The following is a 15,653-nucleotide window of genomic DNA, read 5'->3' as shown; positions in this document are numbered from 1 at the left end:
GTGTTAGTGTTTAGGTGAATGAGTAATATGGCCTTAGCCAAGTTGGAGCCTTATAAGGCGACATACCTGCATGAAGCTCATAATCAAGACAAGTTTTTGATTTATACACAGCCGACACATACGGCTTGGTGTATTTCGGCGCGACACCCTCCACCGTTATCCACGGCCCCTTTCCAGTAGATGAAAAAGGAAAAAGCCAGTTAAAAAAGGTATCACCCATTGACCAGTAAATAAAAGACAGCAATAACAATAACAACGAGACCTTTAGTATTTTCATACTGAGAGTTCCTGACTATCGCATTTCATATTTATCATGGTCAGTTTTCCTCGATACCTACAACGTTATCTGTATAGCGTGTGCCTATATATCCTATTTATTCTGCTTGAAGTAAATAAACAAGCAACTATTCCGGTGATATTACTTTATGTAACGGGTATCTACCATTTGAGTATCAGTTTCAATGTGTCCATCGGGATATTCAACCCATTCTCCCTTCCCGTCAGTCACAGTGATCTTTGGCATTTTGGTTTCATCCAGTTTAGGTTTAAAGGTGATTTTCCATTCCTCTCCTGGAGTTAATTTCAGCCGAAAAGGAAACAAATGCACCACACCCTGTAAAGAAATTCTTTTTGGCCGCCCTTCAACTATTTTCAACACAGGGTAAATAACCGGGCTGAAGTCTATCGTATTCAATGCACGAGTCTCAGAGGCTTCAGAATAATTTGTTCGCGCTGCATCGTTGATAAAGGCGGTTAGACCCGTTCCCCCATAGGGTATAGCATCTTTCACCAGGTGGCTAACATCGGTATAATCCACTGATACATAAGCCCGCTCAATTTTCCATTTGCACCAGCCTCCACCACTAAAAGGCAATTTTGTTTGAAAATAACCGGTTTGCGGATCAGCTTTTACCTCTGGGTAAAGCACATTATAGGTCGGGACCTTATGAGGGGACATACCCGCATCAAGCTCATAATCAAGACAAGTTTTTGATTTGTACATAGCCGACACATACGGCTCGGTGTATTTCGGCACAATACCCTCCACCGTTATCCACGGCCCCTTTCCAGTAGATGAAAAGGGGAAAAGCCAGTTAAAAAAGGTATCACTAAACGCCCAATAAATAAAAGACAGCAATAACAATAACAACGAAACCTTTAATATTTTCATACTGGGAGTTCCTTACTATCGCAATAATGCTGTAAAGCCAGTTTCCCCTTTTCTGTTTGCTGACTGACGGCCAATGATGTTATTAACTGTTTATCCATTTCCAGAAAACAGAGATTACGGTAGTAAATAGCATCTGGGATTAGCCTCTTATAAACATCCATTTTCTCCTTAAATTGACGTTGACTGTCCTGATAAACCGTCATTTTATCCGGTTCGCATAGCTCTTTAAGACGGGCATTAATATAACCGGCATATTTATACGAGCTATGATGAAGAAAGCCTAATCCCCCTTTTAAATCAGCACTTCTGTTTTCAACAAACAGTTGATCTTTTTCTTGTTGACTTAACTGATTAAACAACGCATTTTGCTGCTCACCGGCCAGAGAAAAATCCTTTTCTGTTTCCGGGTTTAATTCAGGAATTAAATAGAGCTTTGTGGTGTTATTCAATATTTCTTTAGCCACGCTTGTTATAGGGGAGAGATTCCTGGCGGAAATCAGCCATTCCGGGCAACTGTTGGCTTGAAAAAAATGGACAACTTTACCATGATGCCAATAGATTTCTTGACTGGCAGTCGCTTGTTTAATGGCTTTAACAATCGGTGACGGAGACACCAGCTTTATTATTTCCCACTCGTACCCCGCCGGCACCCAGTAATGGAAAAACCCATTGTCCATATCCTGCTCAAAGGGCACAGCAGGAATGACGTCATCTTCATTCACATGGCGATAGTGGATAATGGAAGACAATTCCTGTACTGCACTACGGGTTAATGTTCGTGGCATCCCGTAACTGTAGAGGCAAGGATTATGTTCTTTCAATTGTGCACTGTGCAGTAATGCCAAAGCGCCGCCTAAGCTGTGACCACAGATAAATAGCTTTTTTCCTTTAGCCAAGTCCAGAATGTCATTGAATACTATTATATTTTTATCACCGGGGACTTTTAGCTTCCCAACCAAACTGAACGCTTCCCAGAACCCTTTATGTACTTTACCACTGTGAATAAACCCGCTGCACAGGGCTTTCTCATCATCGCAACTCAAACTTAACGGCTGAAAGGTGAGATCAGTCAGGTAATTCTCCAGACTAATGGTACCCCGCCAGCTGACAAGAACATCACTTTTACTGGCTACATAAAACAGCCGGGTATCACCCTGTTTATCTGCCGTTTTTGAATCAATAAACTTCACCTGAGTATAACGTTCACTAAACGGTACATCGTAAACCACAGGTGTTGCCGATAATTCCTCAACTTTATAGGGCAGCGTTGAAACATCCACCATCTGCCGATTAAAAAAGTGAGTCACCGAGCCTTCAGTATCAACATCCCCGCCGGCATAAGCCAACACACTCATCAAACACTGGTTATGCGCATTAACAATGGAATACTCTTTTTGATGATGTAGCTGCAAGACCCAGGCCCGAAACGGGCATATTTCCAGTACATACCGTTGATTTAGTGGATGAACCGTGTAGCCACTTGGCTCCGGGTCTGGAAAATGATAGGGCGGCGGAATTTTTTTAGGGTCATACCAATCCTTAATCACCGGCAAACCATCACTAATCTGCCCGATAGTCACATAATGATATTGATGGCCTTCAGCTTCGGCTTTGGGTTTCACCACCGACGCCGCTTCACCGCGTATTTCCCGCAACGGGCGTTGTTCCATCTCATCGGCCAACGATTGGGCATGGATAGACAATATCACGGGATGAGCCGACAGGTTTTCTTCCCTGAGCACCCCGAAACCATCCGTTGTCCCCCGGCGCACATGATCCGGTAATCCCCAGCTTACCAAGCCATAAGGCGCATTGATTAGCGGTTTTCCCTGTTCATCCACCAACTGAAATTCCACCCAGTGTTTCAAACGCCTGCAATCAAAACATTCACGCGGATCTATTTTACTCATCAGTGTTTTCCTCTGCTTGTTATTAAATATAGGGACGCAGTCCGAACATCATCTCTTGAAAGTCCCACAAGACTTCTCCCGTCTGACCATCAATCACCTTCATCATCAAAAAAGCGCCCATGCTGATGAAAACTGTCAGCAGGCGTGTCACCACCAGGCTGAACTGATACATCTCCCCCTGATTGGCAAAACAATCCGGGTTCAGGGTCAGGATAAGCTGGTGACCCCGCACAGGAACACCCTTGTCCAGCCTATCTATCGGGATGTTCTCCAGCCGGACGATACCGCTAATATGTGACTGGATACGTCGGCTTAATGCCTGGTCAGGGGAAAAATCAAATATTTTCAGAAACTCTTGTAACGAGCGGGTTTGAAATATTATCCAGGGCGAGCCGGCAAAGCAGGAAATCAACGGCCAGGCTGATCTTTCCTCTATCATGGAGGGATAACAGGCGGAAACGGGAGTGATATTGCTGACCGTCAACCCCGTGGCGTTTTCGCCCGCCAGATTGATATCGCCGATACCCAAGTCAGTGGCCTGCGACTGATAGCCGGTAAACTGGCAAAAAATGGATTGCGACGGCAGGTTATCCGCCGTTTTACCATGACAGTCAAAGAAACGCAGCTGATAGCGGGTATGCTGCAAAATATCGCATTCCGTATTCAACTGATAATAATAAAGAAATTCTGCATTCGGCAGGAAATGAGAGGTCAGAGTAGATTTTTCAACCGGCAGATAGCGGTAGGGTTGCCCGCGTTCCAGCTTCGGCTCCGTCGATACGTAAACGTGATCCAGATTGAACAGCCGTTCTGTCGGATTTAATGGGATGTCATAATCGCTGATGCCACTATTCACCGGGATTGCCGCACTGGTCATCGGCTCCAGTTGTCTGACCGGCACGCAATCCAGCAGAAAGGTTTGGGCAATATCAGTCAGTTCCAGACTGCTTTCAAACTGCAAAATCAACTCGAATGTCCGGTCCGCGTTCAACGCCACTGACGAACACCCCTCCGTGATATCAATCGTCACAAAATCATGCACATGCGGGAAATAGTAATATTCCGTCATCAGTTGCAAAATGGAAAACGGTGAGTTTTCCCCGGACGGAAGAATAGCAACCTGCCGCTCTGTCCCCCACAACGCCGATACCGGGTAGCTGTCATTCAGCGTGACGGTTTTACCCTGCGTCCGTAACTGAATATCACAGAGATGAAAATCAAGCCATAAAGCTAATTGTGCCGCCTGCTCACGGTCACGGCCCAAAAAGAAATGCAGCGGCTGACTTCGCCATTCCAGGGTATTACCCGAACAGCGCAGCGTTAACGTTATCTCACTGTACTCGGCGGTGGCGCTCAATTGCCGGTCGATCACCGTCAGCGGTTCGATATGCAGGGGACAACAGGTTTCAAAACGTATTTCCTGCTCGCCTTCGCCGGTAAAAACCGACGTCCCCGCCGGCAGCGTTGCCACCCCCAGGTGATGACCTTCTTGCGGTGAAAATTGAACGAGACTCGTTGGCGGTAACGGGCGCAACGCTTGCGGCCAAATATGCGTCAACATATTTAGCGTCACCTCAGGAAAATCATCCTCAATTTTGTAGCGAAGACGGGAAGCTAACAGGGCATAGACCTGTATTGCTCGTTCAGCATCCGGATCACCCGCCCCTTCGGACAAAAAACCGGCCAGATGAGGGTGTTCTTTTCCAGCTTCCTGCGCCAGTTGCCGCATATAATTCAGCTCTTGCAGGAAAAGCGACATTCTTCTATTCATCACACGCTACCCTTATCTATTTTTTACCTGAAAAAGTGTCTGTGAGGCGATCAACGTGGCACCACACGAGGTTTTCATGCCCTCCAGAGCAAGCCCCTGTTGATGAGTCCCACTTGCAGCCGAAGTGCCTTCCGCAATAGTTTGCTCCCCGCCGCACTTTGGACAGGACACCGGATCGTTAAATAACATTTCATAATTTTGCTACACATGGCCTTCTTCAACCCATTGTTATATATAGAATTATGAGTAGTATAAGATGTAGCGCTATTTTGGAATCTTATTTAATCCGTGCCACCCCTTTACCCAAAATCTGGAAACTGTCATCACCCGCTAAAACAGCGCCGCCATGAGAGGTTTTATCCCCTTGTCGTATGATATTTTTCAGCATAAATATCCCGTCAGGAATTGAAATAATTGATCCCACCACCCCAAAAATAAGGTAGCAAAAATCCGATTACCACAGACAGCAAGCACAGCGCTATGCAGTGAGTAATAACAAATTGAACGACAGGAAGACAGCAATGTATCCCAATCGATTAATCCCTTTGAATAAAGGGAACAGAAGTTGAAATTCCTTTCATACCGCTTATATGATGGAACTTAAAGTAATAATTATTAAACTTTGATCAGATAGCAAGCGTTTTTTATAAATTTACAAAAATATAAATTTGTAAGAAATTGTTACAAACGGTAAGAAAGCATTACAGGCGCAGTATAAATTCAATTATCTTCAATCTAATAAACGATAAAACGGATAGTGACATACCATTTTTTCAGAAAAATAATCCACGATAGATAAAACAGCTTCTCATTCACTTAAATTCCGTCTAATTATCATTGCAATATAATAAAGTATTGATTTTTAATAAAAAAATATATTTATCCCAATTTGCTATGATAACTAATAACGCCATCTGTTTAATTGTTTCACTAATGACCCATTCTTCATTAAATACCGGGGATAATGATATTACCATTTAGCCCAATCGATGGTATTCCGTTGTTGGCCGGTAATGCCGGCTTTCAAGAAAGGTCATGGATGAAGGGAGAAGCCAAAATAAATGCCAATGAATTCTCATCCCCGTGGTACGAGGAACAGTATTTGAAGTCAATCGAATTATTACTTCATTTATGGTTCATCTCCGTTGGTTCGAAGAATATGTCATCCATCGCTCATAGGGATTCCTTATTTCTGGTGTTGGTGTTTAGGTAAATGAGTAATATGGCCTTGGTCAGGTTGGCACCTTATAAGGCGACATATCAGCATGTAACTGATATTTAAGACAATCTGTTGAGATATATTCTGCCGACACATGCGGTTTTGTGTATTTCGGCGCCACCCCTTCGACGGTGATCCACTGGTTATTTTTCGGGGGTGAAAGCGGTTCATTTGGGTCAGCACAGCCTGATATTAATGTGATTAACAAAACCAATAAATACTGTTTGATATTTATCATGGTCAGTTTTCCTGATGAGATTACTTTATGTAACGGGTATCTACCATTTGAGTATCCGTTTCAATGTGTCCATCGGGATATTCAACCCATTCTCCCTTCCCGTCAGTCACCGTGACCTTCGGCATTTTGGTTTCATCCAGTTTAGGCTTAAAGGTAATTTTCCATTCTGCTCCTGGTGTTAATTTCAGCCGAAAAGGATATGAATCCACTATACCCTGTAAGAAAATTCTGTTTGGGCGTCCCTCAACTACTTTCAAAACAGGGTAAATAGTTGGGCTGAAATCTATCGTATTCAATGCACGAGTCTCAGAGGCTTCAGAATAATTTGTTCGCGCTGCATCGTTGATAAAGGCGGTTAGACCTGTTCCTCCATAGGGTATAGCATCTTTCACCAGGTGGCTAACATCGGTATAACTCACGGACACAAACGCCCGGTCAATTTTCCATTTACACCAGCCTCCACCACTGAAGGGTAATTTCGCCTGAAAATGGCCGGTTTTTGGATCGGCCTTTACATCCAGGCGCAATCCGTTATAGGTCGGTACCTTATAAGGAGACATATCGGCATGAAGCCGATATTCAAGACAATCTTTTGAAATATATTCTGCTGACACATGTGGTTTTGTGTATTTCGGCGCGACACCCTCCACGGTTATCCACGGACTCTTTCCAGTAGATGAAAAGGGGAAAAGCCAGTTAAAAAAGGTATCACCAAACGCCCAATAAATAAAAGACAGCAATAACAATAACAACGAAACTTTTAATATTTTCATACTGGGAGTTCCTTACCATCGCAGTAATGCTGTAAAGCCAGTTTTCCCTTTTCTGTTTGCTGACTAACAGCCAATGATGTTATTAACTGTTTATCCATTCCACAGGTGTTGCCGATAATTCCTCAACTTTATAGGGCAGCGTTGAAACATCCACCATCTACCGATTAAAAAAGTGAGTCACCGAGCCTTCAGTATCAACATCCCCGCCGGCATAAGCCAACACACTCATCAAACACTGGTTATGCGCATTAACAATGGAATACTCTTTTTGATGATGTAGCTGCAAGACCCAGGCCCGAAACGGGCATATTTCCAGTACATACCGTTGATTTAGTGGATGAACCGTGTAGCCACTTGGCTCCGGGTCTGGAAAATGATAGGGGGGTGGAATTTTTTTAGGGTCATACCAATCCTTAATCACCGGCAAACCATCACTAATTTGCCCGATAGTCACATAATGATATTGATGACCTTCAGCTTCGGCTTTTGGCTTCACCACCGAAGCCTCTTCACCACGTATTTCCCGCAACGGGCGTTGTTCCATCTCATCGGCCAACGATTGGGCATGGATGGACAATATCACGGGATGAGCTGACAGGTTTTCTTCCCTGAGCACCCCGAAACCATCCGTTGTCCCCCGGCGCACATAATCCGGTAATCCCCAGCTTACCAAGCCATAAGGCGCATTGATTAGCGGTTTTCCCTGTTCATCCACCAACTGAAATTCCACCCAGTGTTTCAAACGCCTGCAATCAAGACATTCACGCGGATCTATTTTACTCATCAGTGTTTTCCTCTGCTTGTTATTAAATATAGGGACGCAGTCCGAACATCATCTCTTGAAAGTCCCACAAGACTTCTCCTGTCTGACCATCAATCACTTTCATCATCAAAAAAGCGCCCATGCTGATGAAAACCGTCAGCAGGCGTGTCACCACCAGGCTGAACTGATACATCTCACCCTGATTGGCAAAACAATCCGGGTTCAGGGTCAGGATAAGCTGGTGGTCCCGCACAGGAACGCCCTTGTCGAGGCGATCTTAAAAATAAGGTAGCAAAAATCCGATTACCACAGACAGAAAGCACAGCGCTATGCAGTGAGTAATAACAAATTGAACGACAGGAAGACAGCAATGTATCCCAATCGATTAATCCCTTTGAATAAAGGGAACAGAAGTTGAAATTCCTTTCATACCGCTTATATGATGGAACTTAAAGTAATAATTATTAAACTTTGATCAGATAGCAAGCGTTTTTTATAAATTTACAAAAATATAAATTTGTAAGAAATTGTTACAAACGGTAAGAAAGCATTACAGACTCAGTATAAATTCAATTATCTTCAATCTAATAAACGATAAAACGGATAGTGACATGCCATTTTTTCAGAAAAATAATCCACGATAGATAAAACAGCTTCCCATCCACTTAAATCCCGTCTAATTATCATTGCGACATAATAATGTATTGATTTTTAACCAAAAAATATATTTACCCCAATTTGTTATGATAGCTAATAACGCTATCTGTTTAATTGTTTCACTAATGACCCATTCTTCATTGAATACCGGGGATAATGATATTACCATTTAGCCCAATAGATTGTATTCCGTTGTTGGCCGGTAATACCGGCTTTCAATAAAGGTCATGGATGAAGGGATAAGCCAAAATAAAATGCCAATGAATTTTCATCCCCGTGGACACGAGGAACAGTATTTGAAGTCAATCGAATTATTACTTCATTTATGGTTCATCTCCGTTGATTCGAAGAATATGTCATCCATTGTTCATATGGATTCTTTATTTCTGGTGTTACTTTATGTATTGATAATTGACTTCTTGGGTACGGGTTTCAATTCATCCATCAGGATACTCAACTCTTGAAGGTTCTTTGCAATTGGGTAGATATTCTTGGTGGTCATCTATTGGCTAATGCCTTGAACTGGAAATACTCAAAGAACGATACCGGGAAAAATGTGCGTAATCTCAAAAAATTACAATCTTATTTAGTACAACTATTGAATAAAAATCAATCGTATCCCACACTGATTGAAACGTTTCAGTTTTATCGCTTTTTCCTTCACGGTGGATGTTAATGCTTTTTTCTCAGCATAACTGAGACGATTTTATCTTCAGTGAGAGGGGAAAATTATGTTCCAGTTGGCTTTGCAAAATATCCACACTGGTGCAACTGCAACCAGTAAAGAGGATGCCATCCGTCAGGTGGCGGCCATGCTAGCCGCTAGCGGTAACGTCAGTGATGCCTATGTTGATGGTATGTTGCAACGTGAAAGGCAAATCTCCACTTACCTTGGCAACGGTATCGCCATACCGCATGGCACGATCAATACCCGTGATTTGGTGCTGGAAACCGACGTGCAGGTATTTCACTTCCCACAGGGTGTGGAATGGGATAAAGGCGCTATATGTTATGTGGTCATCGGTATCGCTGCGTGTTCCGATGAGCATTTGTCACTATTGCGTCAGTTAGCACACTTGTTGAGCGACGATCGTATTGCCGGGCAGTTAAAAGATATTGATTCAGCGAAGGCACTACGCAGCTTGCTAATGGGCGAAGGCCGGCAAGTCGCGTTTAAATTCGATACCAGCTTGATTACGCTGGATGTTAATGCCAGCGATCTGATGACACTACAGGCGCTGAATGCCGGGCGGTTACAGCAAGCGGGTGCAGTAGATGCTACTTTTGTCAGCAAAGTGATTAACAGTAAGCCGCTGGATCTCGGACAAGGTATTTGGTTGAGCGACAGCCCCGAGGGTAACTTGACCAGCGCGGTGGCAGTCAGCCGGTTATTCACGCGGGACAATGAACCGATGGTGATGATGTTGCTGACCGTTGCGGTTACCGACGACCAGCCGCTGAGTGTGTTGAATCGCCTGAGTAACTTGCTATTAGCACAAAAAGCGGAATGTTTGTTGCAAGCTGATGCGCCCACTGTGCTGGCGTTGCTGACCAGTGACGTACCAGAGCAAAGTGAAATATTTAGCGGGGAATTCGTCGTGCATAACGACCATGGTTTGCATGCCCGTCCTGGTACTGTGTTGGTCAACGTTGCCCGGCAATTCTCTAGCGAAATTACCATGATCAACCTTGATGGTACCGGTCAACCGGTAAATGGCCGCAGCCTGATGAAAATCATGGCGCTGGGCGTTAAAAAAGGTCATCGGCTTCACGTAACTGCCAACGGTGACGATGCGCAGCAGGCGATAGCTGCCATTGGTGAAGCGATTGCTTCCGGTTTGGGTGAGGGGGAGATGTAATGAAAACGTTGCTTATCGTTGATCCTTCGTTGGGACTGGCCGGAAGCTATCTGGTGAAAACCGTCCTCAGTGCCGCTGCGGCAGAAAATGGGCTGATACTGACAAAAAATCCGGCTGAAGCCGATTTGGTGGTTGTGACCGGCGATACTATACCTGCCGATAACACCCTGAATGGCAAACGGGTTTATCTTGGCAACACGGAACAGGCATTGCATGCACCGGAAGACTTCTTTCGGCAAGCAAAAGCTGACGCGAAGCCATATCAGATACCGGCAACTGACCTGAGTTGTGACACAAAACGTATTGTTGCGGTTACCGCCTGTCCTACAGGAGTGGCGCATACTTTTATGGCCGCCGAAGCCATCGAAACCGAAGCCAAAAAGCGTGGCTGGTGGGTGAAAGTGGAAACCCGCGGTTCAGTGGGGGCGGGTAATGTTATTACGCCGGAAGAGGTGGCAGATGCGGATCTGGTGCTGATAGTCGCGGATATTGACGTGGATCTGGCGAAATTTGCCGGAAAGCCGATGTACCGCACCTCAACCAGTCTGGTATTGAAGAAAACGGCTCAAGAGTTTGATAAAGCATTGGTTGACGCAAAGCTTTTCGAGCCGGAAAGGCAAGATGCTAAAGCTGGGCAAGGGGAAGAGAGTACCGGCGTTTATCGTCACTTGTTGACCGGCGTCTCTTATATGTTGCCGATGGTGGTGGCGGGTGGTTTGTGTATCGCGTTGTCATTTGCTTTTGGTATCACCGCATTTAAAGAGCCGGGCACATTGGCGGCGGCGTTGATGCAGATCGGAGGTGGTTCAGCTTTCGCCTTGATGGTACCTGTGCTGGCAGGTTATATCGCTTTCTCAATTGCTGATCGCCCTGGTCTGACGCCCGGCCTGATTGGCGGTATGTTGGCAGCCAGCACGAATGCGGGCTTTATCGGCGGGATTATTGCCGGTTTCCTTGCCGGTTACACGGCGAAGTTGATCAGCGCAAAAGTGAAGCTGCCGCAGAGTATGTCCGCGCTAAAACCGATCTTGATCATCCCGCTATTCGCCAGCCTGATTACCGGTCTGATTATGATTTACGTTGTTGGTAAACCGGTCGCCGGCATCATGGCGGGTTTAACGCATTGGCTCTCAAATATGGGCACAACCAACGCGCTACTGTTAGGTGCTATTTTGGGCGGGATGATGTGTGCCGATATGGGAGGAGCGGTAAACAAAGCCGCCTATGCGTTTGGTGTCGGTTTGCTCAGTTCACAAACCTACGCGCCAATGGCGGCCATTATGGCGGCGGGAATGGTCCCACCGCTGGCCATGGGCGTGGCGACACTGATTGCCCGGAAGAAATTCGATAGCGTTCAGCGGGAAAGCGGTAAGGCAGCATTGGTGTTAGGTTTGTGCTTTATTTCCGAAGGGGCGATCCCTTTTGCTGTCCGTGATCCGATGCGTGTGCTCCCATGCTGTATCGTCGGTGGTGCGGTAACCGGGGCGATTTCGATGGCAGTGAGTGCACAACTGATGGCACCGCATGGTGGCTTGTTTGTGTTGTTGATCCCAGGTGCTATCACACCAGTACTGGGTTATTTGATGTCAATTATTGTCGGTACACTGCTGGGAGGGTTAGCTTATGCCATGCTGAAACGTCCGGAGCCAGCCACAGCCAAAGCATAAAAATAGTTTAATGAAGAGCCGAATTTTTTGGTAATTGCAAAAGAAAACTCATTTTATCGTGACCTCACTCGCATTTTTGTTATTTTCAGATTGTTATTTATCTCCTTAAATTGGATATAAATACATTCAAAAAAATGAAGAATAATTATGAGTCGTGGTCTGCTTAAAAAAGAGGGGGTTGCTCAGGCATGTCTGGCGCGTTATCTGCTAGGTGAGTGCAATGGTAACCGCTTGAGGACCATTGAAGAGCTGTCGTCTGACTATGCGTTGTCTGTTGGGTTGGTACAACTTTCATTAAAAAAATTGGAGAATTCTGGTGCAATTTGTGTGGATCGGCGGGGGCGTAACGGCAGTTACCTGGTCAGTCTGGATCACAAGGCGCTGTTAGCACATGCCGATATCGGTAACGTGGTTTGTGTAATGCCGCTGCCTTATACCCGATTGTACGAAGGGCTGGCGAGTGGTCTGAAAGCGCAATTTAATGGTATTCCGTTTTATTTCGCTCATATGAGAGGTTCAGACGCCAGGGTGGAATGTCTGCGTAACGGCGTTTATGACCTGGCGGTGGTATCTCATCTGGCGGCACAAACTTATCTGAAACAGCATGATGTGTGCGCTGTACTTGAATTAGGCCCACATACCTATGTTGGGGCACATCAACTGATTTATCGCAAGGGAGGTGAACATAACATCCGTCGTGTTGGGTTGGATAATCATTCTGCCGACCAGAAGATCATGACAGACGTGTACTTTGCCGGGCAGGATATCACGCTGGTGGATATCTCTTACCACGAAAGCCTGGACAAGGTGGCGAAAGGCGACATTGATGCAGTGATCTGGAACGTTAGCAGAGAGGATGAACTGAGTTCCCGGGAGCTTATCGCGATACCGCTCCATGGAAATCCGTTCTTTATACAAGCTTCTGAGGCGGTGATTTTAACCAGAGTTGATGACATTCCGATTCAACAACTTTTACGTACTACAGTGAATAAAACAGAGTTGTTGGCTCATCAACAACGTGTACTGACAGGTCAACAGGATCCAAGTTATTAGTTTGAAATGGACGGAGTAAATGAAATGGAAAATCGACTGAATCTGCTCTGTCAGGGAAATGTCATCGATCAGGACATCTGTGATGGCATGCTGCAAGTAGTGACTCAGCTTGAGAATGATTGGGAAATCCCTGTCAGGAACGGGCTGGGTGAAATGGTAATAACACATATGGCAAATGCGTTGATGCGCTCGCGCCGGGGAGAACAAATCGGTTCAATGGATGCTGAACTGCTGATGGAAGTACGTCAATCTGATGCTTTTGCATATTTGCAGGCGATTAACGTTTCATTGCTGGCACAATTTGACGTGCAATTACATCCCTGTGAAGAGGGTTATCTGCTGGCGAACTTGTTTAGCCTTTGGGCGGCAAAAGAATCAGGAGTAGCACGGCAACAGAGGTGAAGGAATTTTTTTTCCATCAAATATTCAAAAAAATAATTATTTAAACATTTATTTATTTCTTGCTTTGGCATTGATCGCTGTCAGGCGTACACGGAGGTACAGCATGTTTATTAACGCACTAAAAAAACAAAATCCTGCACTGATTGAGGCCGCCCATACATTATGGGCGCAAGGCGCTTTACTGCCCGATACCTATGTCATTGACGTTGATCAGGTTTTGGAAAATGCCGGACGATTGCTTGCAGTAGCGGAGCACCATGATATTGCGCTGTACCTGATGACCAAACAGGTTGGGCGCAACCCTTGGTTGGCGCATAAGCTGATAGTACTGGGCTATCAGGGTGTCACTGCGGTGGATTTTAAAGAAGCCAGGATATTAATGAGCAGGAAGATCCCGGTTATCCATGCCGGTCATTTGGTGCAGATCCCCCGTAACATGATCTCCTCAGTGATACAGCAACACCCGGAAGTGATCACGGTATTTTCTTTGGAAAAAGCGGAAGAGATTTCTTGTCTGGCACAGCATGCAGGAAATGTGCAATGCATTATGCTGAAGATCTATGATGATTATGATCATTTATATCCTGGACAGGAAGCAGGTTTTCATTTATCGGCATTGAACACTGTTGTGCGACGCATTATGGCGATGCCCGGCGTAAAACTGATGGGATTAACACATTTTCCTTGCTTATTGTGGCAAGAGGCGCTGCAACAGACACTGCCGGCGCCGAACTTATTTACTTTGCTGAAAGCAAAAGAGATTTTACAGCGGGCAGGGGTTGAGGTAACACAGATAAATGCACCGTCGGCGTCAAGCTGTAGCACGTTGCCGTTACTGGCAAAATATGGTGTTACCCATACAGAACCCGGACATGCACTAACCGGAACAATTCTTGCCAATTTTCAGGGAGAACAGCCCGAACGTATTGCTATGTTGTATCTGACAGAAATATCCCATCGGTTTAACGGCAACAGCTATTGCTATGGAGGCGGCTATTATCGTCGTGGGCGAGCTCATAACGCGCTGATATTCATGCCAAACGGCCAAATCATATCCACTCACCTGTTACCGATGGATGACAGCAGTATTGATTACCACTTGTCCCTTAGCGGTGAGTTTCCGGTTGGGTGTGCTGTCGTGTTGTGTTTTCGCACTCAGATATTTGCCACCCGCAGTGATGTGGCGTTGGTCAGCGGCATCCAGTCAGGACATCCGGTATTGGAAGGGCTTTATGATAGCCAGGGAAATCGTATCCCTGCTAATGGGCAGCGCCCTCATGACTAAGCAAAACAGGTTTGATGCATCGGGCTATACCTATGCGCATGAGCATCTGCATATTGATTTATCGTCATTTAAAAACAACCTTGACTGCCGGCTGGATCAATACGACCTGATTTGTGATGAGATGAGAACATTGGTCAGCTTGGGGGTACGCAATATTGTAGAAATGACCAATCGCTACATGGGGCGTAACCCACAGTTTATGCTGGATTTGATGCAGGATTCCGGCATTAACGTAATAGCCTCAACCGGTTATTACCAGTCTGCTTTTTTTCCTCAGCATGTGGCGCACACCACAGCCCGGCAACTGGCGGATGAAATGATCGCTGAGATTGAGCAGGGTATTGATGGCACGACGTTGAAAGCCGGGGTCATTGGGGAAATTGGTTCCAGTAAAGGGGTGATTACGCCTGATGAAGAGAAAATATTTCACGCCGCGGCTATCGCGCATTTGGAAACCGGGCGTCCTGTCTCTACCCATACTTCATTAAGCACGATGGGGCTTGAGCAATTGGCGTTACTGAAAAAGCGGGGCGTAGATGTTGAACGGGTGGTTATTGGTCATTGTGATCTCAGAGACAATCTGGACAGCATCCTGCGCATGATTGAACAGGGAGCTTACATACAGTTCGACACAATTGGCAAAAACGATTACTACCCGGATGAAAAACGGATTGCCACGTTACAGACACTGGCCCAACGCGGCCTGCTTAACCGCGTCATGTTATCAATGGATATTACCCGCCGTTCCCATTTGAAGGCCAATGGCGGCAATGGATTTGAATATTTAATCAGCACTTTTGTGCCGATGTTGAGCAATGCCGGATTAACGCAGATAGAAATTGATTTGATGTTACGTGATAACCCTGCTGTATTTTTCAAATAAAG

At 45.4% G+C, this 15,653-nt stretch carries 13 protein-coding genes and 3 pseudogenes; 6 read left to right on the top strand and 10 right to left on the bottom strand.

Going from position 1 to position 15,653, the window contains the following annotated elements; genetic code table 11:
- Positions 1-37: 37 nt before the first annotated feature.
- The 10 genes and pseudogenes from VY86_RS21030 to VY86_RS20985 all read right to left on the bottom strand — a co-directional run.
- Positions 38-220, bottom strand: a pseudogene (locus tag VY86_RS21030) (hypothetical protein); the annotation flags it as partial.
- Positions 221-418: 198 nt separating this feature from the next.
- The gene (locus tag VY86_RS21025; RefSeq protein WP_046976431.1) at positions 419-1,171 is read right to left on the bottom strand and encodes a hypothetical protein; all 753 of its coding nucleotides are present in this window, start codon (positions 1,169-1,171) and stop codon (positions 419-421) included.
- On the bottom strand, positions 1,168-3,081 hold the full coding sequence (locus tag VY86_RS21020; RefSeq protein WP_046976430.1) for a lipase family protein: 1,914 nt from the start codon (positions 3,079-3,081) through the stop codon (positions 1,168-1,170). The genes VY86_RS21025 and VY86_RS21020 overlap by 4 nt, the downstream gene beginning before the upstream one ends.
- Before the next feature lie 22 nt (positions 3,082-3,103).
- The gene (locus tag VY86_RS21015; RefSeq protein ID WP_238591519.1) at positions 3,104-4,852 is read right to left on the bottom strand and encodes a type VI secretion system baseplate subunit TssF; all 1,749 of its coding nucleotides are present in this window, start codon (positions 4,850-4,852) and stop codon (positions 3,104-3,106) included.
- A 12-nt stretch (positions 4,853-4,864) separates the two neighbouring features.
- Positions 4,865-5,041 carry a PAAR domain-containing protein gene (locus tag VY86_RS23790; RefSeq protein ID WP_082111280.1) on the bottom strand — a complete coding sequence of 59 codons (177 nt, stop codon included), beginning with the start codon at positions 5,039-5,041 and terminating at the stop codon, positions 4,865-4,867.
- Positions 5,042-5,129: 88 nt separating this feature from the next.
- Positions 5,130-5,240, bottom strand: a complete 111-nt coding sequence (locus tag VY86_RS26335; protein ID WP_324251575.1) for a PAAR domain-containing protein — start codon at positions 5,238-5,240, stop codon at positions 5,130-5,132.
- 847 nt (positions 5,241-6,087) lie between these two features.
- Positions 6,088-6,309: pseudogene (locus VY86_RS21000) on the bottom strand (hypothetical protein); the annotation flags it as partial.
- A 20-nt stretch (positions 6,310-6,329) separates the two neighbouring features.
- Positions 6,330-7,082, bottom strand: coding sequence for a hypothetical protein (locus tag VY86_RS20995; protein WP_046976426.1), 753 nt, complete (start codon positions 7,080-7,082; stop codon positions 6,330-6,332).
- Between the two features lie 160 nt (positions 7,083-7,242).
- Positions 7,243-7,866, bottom strand: a pseudogene (locus tag VY86_RS20990) (lipase family protein); the annotation flags it as partial.
- A 22-nt stretch (positions 7,867-7,888) separates the two neighbouring features.
- Positions 7,889-8,098, bottom strand: a complete 210-nt coding sequence (locus VY86_RS20985) for a hypothetical protein (RefSeq protein WP_046976425.1) — start codon at positions 8,096-8,098, stop codon at positions 7,889-7,891.
- Between the two features lie 1,135 nt (positions 8,099-9,233).
- Between VY86_RS20985 and fruB the strand changes: the two genes are divergently transcribed.
- The 6 genes from fruB (at position 9,234) to VY86_RS20955 (ending at position 15,651) form a co-directional block, all read left to right on the top strand.
- Complete coding sequence (gene fruB / locus VY86_RS20980) at positions 9,234-10,361, top strand: fused PTS fructose transporter subunit IIA/HPr protein (RefSeq protein WP_046976424.1); 1,128 nt, start codon at positions 9,234-9,236, stop codon at positions 10,359-10,361.
- Positions 10,361-12,028, top strand: coding sequence for a PTS fructose transporter subunit IIBC (gene fruA / locus VY86_RS20975; protein WP_046976423.1), 1,668 nt, complete (start codon positions 10,361-10,363; stop codon positions 12,026-12,028). The genes fruB and fruA overlap by 1 nt, the downstream gene beginning before the upstream one ends.
- 147 nt (positions 12,029-12,175) lie before the next feature.
- The gene (gene yhfZ, locus VY86_RS20970; RefSeq protein ID WP_046976422.1) at positions 12,176-13,081 is read left to right on the top strand and encodes a GntR family transcriptional regulator YhfZ; all 906 of its coding nucleotides are present in this window, start codon (positions 12,176-12,178) and stop codon (positions 13,079-13,081) included.
- A gap of 24 nt (positions 13,082-13,105) precedes the next feature.
- Complete coding sequence (locus VY86_RS20965; protein ID WP_046976421.1) at positions 13,106-13,483, top strand: hypothetical protein; 378 nt, start codon at positions 13,106-13,108, stop codon at positions 13,481-13,483.
- A 103-nt stretch (positions 13,484-13,586) separates the two neighbouring features.
- On the top strand, positions 13,587-14,768 hold the full coding sequence (locus VY86_RS20960) for a YhfX family PLP-dependent enzyme (RefSeq protein ID WP_046976420.1): 1,182 nt from the start codon (positions 13,587-13,589) through the stop codon (positions 14,766-14,768).
- Positions 14,761-15,651, top strand: coding sequence for a phosphotriesterase-related protein (locus VY86_RS20955; RefSeq protein ID WP_046976419.1), 891 nt, complete (start codon positions 14,761-14,763; stop codon positions 15,649-15,651). Before VY86_RS20960 ends, VY86_RS20955 begins: the two co-directional genes overlap by 8 nt.
- Positions 15,652-15,653: the final 2 nt, after the last annotated feature.

Origin of the sequence: Photorhabdus thracensis, assembly GCF_001010285.1 — a bacterium.
In the GTDB taxonomy this organism is placed as follows: Bacteria; Pseudomonadota; Gammaproteobacteria; order Enterobacterales; family Enterobacteriaceae; genus Photorhabdus; species Photorhabdus temperata.
Note: the sequence above shows the minus strand (reverse complement) of the source record. Positions and strands in the feature narration are given on the sequence as shown.

Excerpts from the sequence above, each read along its gene's own strand:
- VY86_RS21025 (WP_046976431.1), bottom strand. The coding sequence starts at position 1,171 with ATGAAAATATTAAAGGTTTCGTTGTTATTGTTATTGCTGTCTTTTATT.
- yhfZ (WP_046976422.1), top strand. The coding sequence starts at position 12,176 with ATGAGTCGTGGTCTGCTTAAAAAAGAGGGGGTTGCTCAGGCATGTCTG.
- VY86_RS26335 (WP_324251575.1), bottom strand. The coding sequence starts at position 5,240 with ATGCTGAAAAATATCATACGACAAGGGGATAAAACCTCTCATGGCGGC.
- VY86_RS20995 (WP_046976426.1), bottom strand. The coding sequence starts at position 7,082 with ATGAAAATATTAAAAGTTTCGTTGTTATTGTTATTGCTGTCTTTTATT.
- VY86_RS20960 (WP_046976420.1), top strand. The coding sequence starts at position 13,587 with ATGTTTATTAACGCACTAAAAAAACAAAATCCTGCACTGATTGAGGCC.
- VY86_RS23790 (WP_082111280.1), bottom strand. The coding sequence starts at position 5,041 with ATGTTATTTAACGATCCGGTGTCCTGTCCAAAGTGCGGCGGGGAGCAA.
- VY86_RS21020 (WP_046976430.1), bottom strand. The coding sequence starts at position 3,081 with ATGAGTAAAATAGATCCGCGTGAATGTTTTGATTGCAGGCGTTTGAAA.
- VY86_RS21015 (WP_238591519.1), bottom strand. The coding sequence starts at position 4,852 with ATGAATAGAAGAATGTCGCTTTTCCTGCAAGAGCTGAATTATATGCGG.
- VY86_RS20965 (WP_046976421.1), top strand. The coding sequence starts at position 13,106 with ATGGAAAATCGACTGAATCTGCTCTGTCAGGGAAATGTCATCGATCAG.
- VY86_RS20955 (WP_046976419.1), top strand. The coding sequence starts at position 14,761 with ATGACTAAGCAAAACAGGTTTGATGCATCGGGCTATACCTATGCGCAT.
- fruA (WP_046976423.1), top strand. The coding sequence starts at position 10,361 with ATGAAAACGTTGCTTATCGTTGATCCTTCGTTGGGACTGGCCGGAAGC.
- fruB (WP_046976424.1), top strand. The coding sequence starts at position 9,234 with ATGTTCCAGTTGGCTTTGCAAAATATCCACACTGGTGCAACTGCAACC.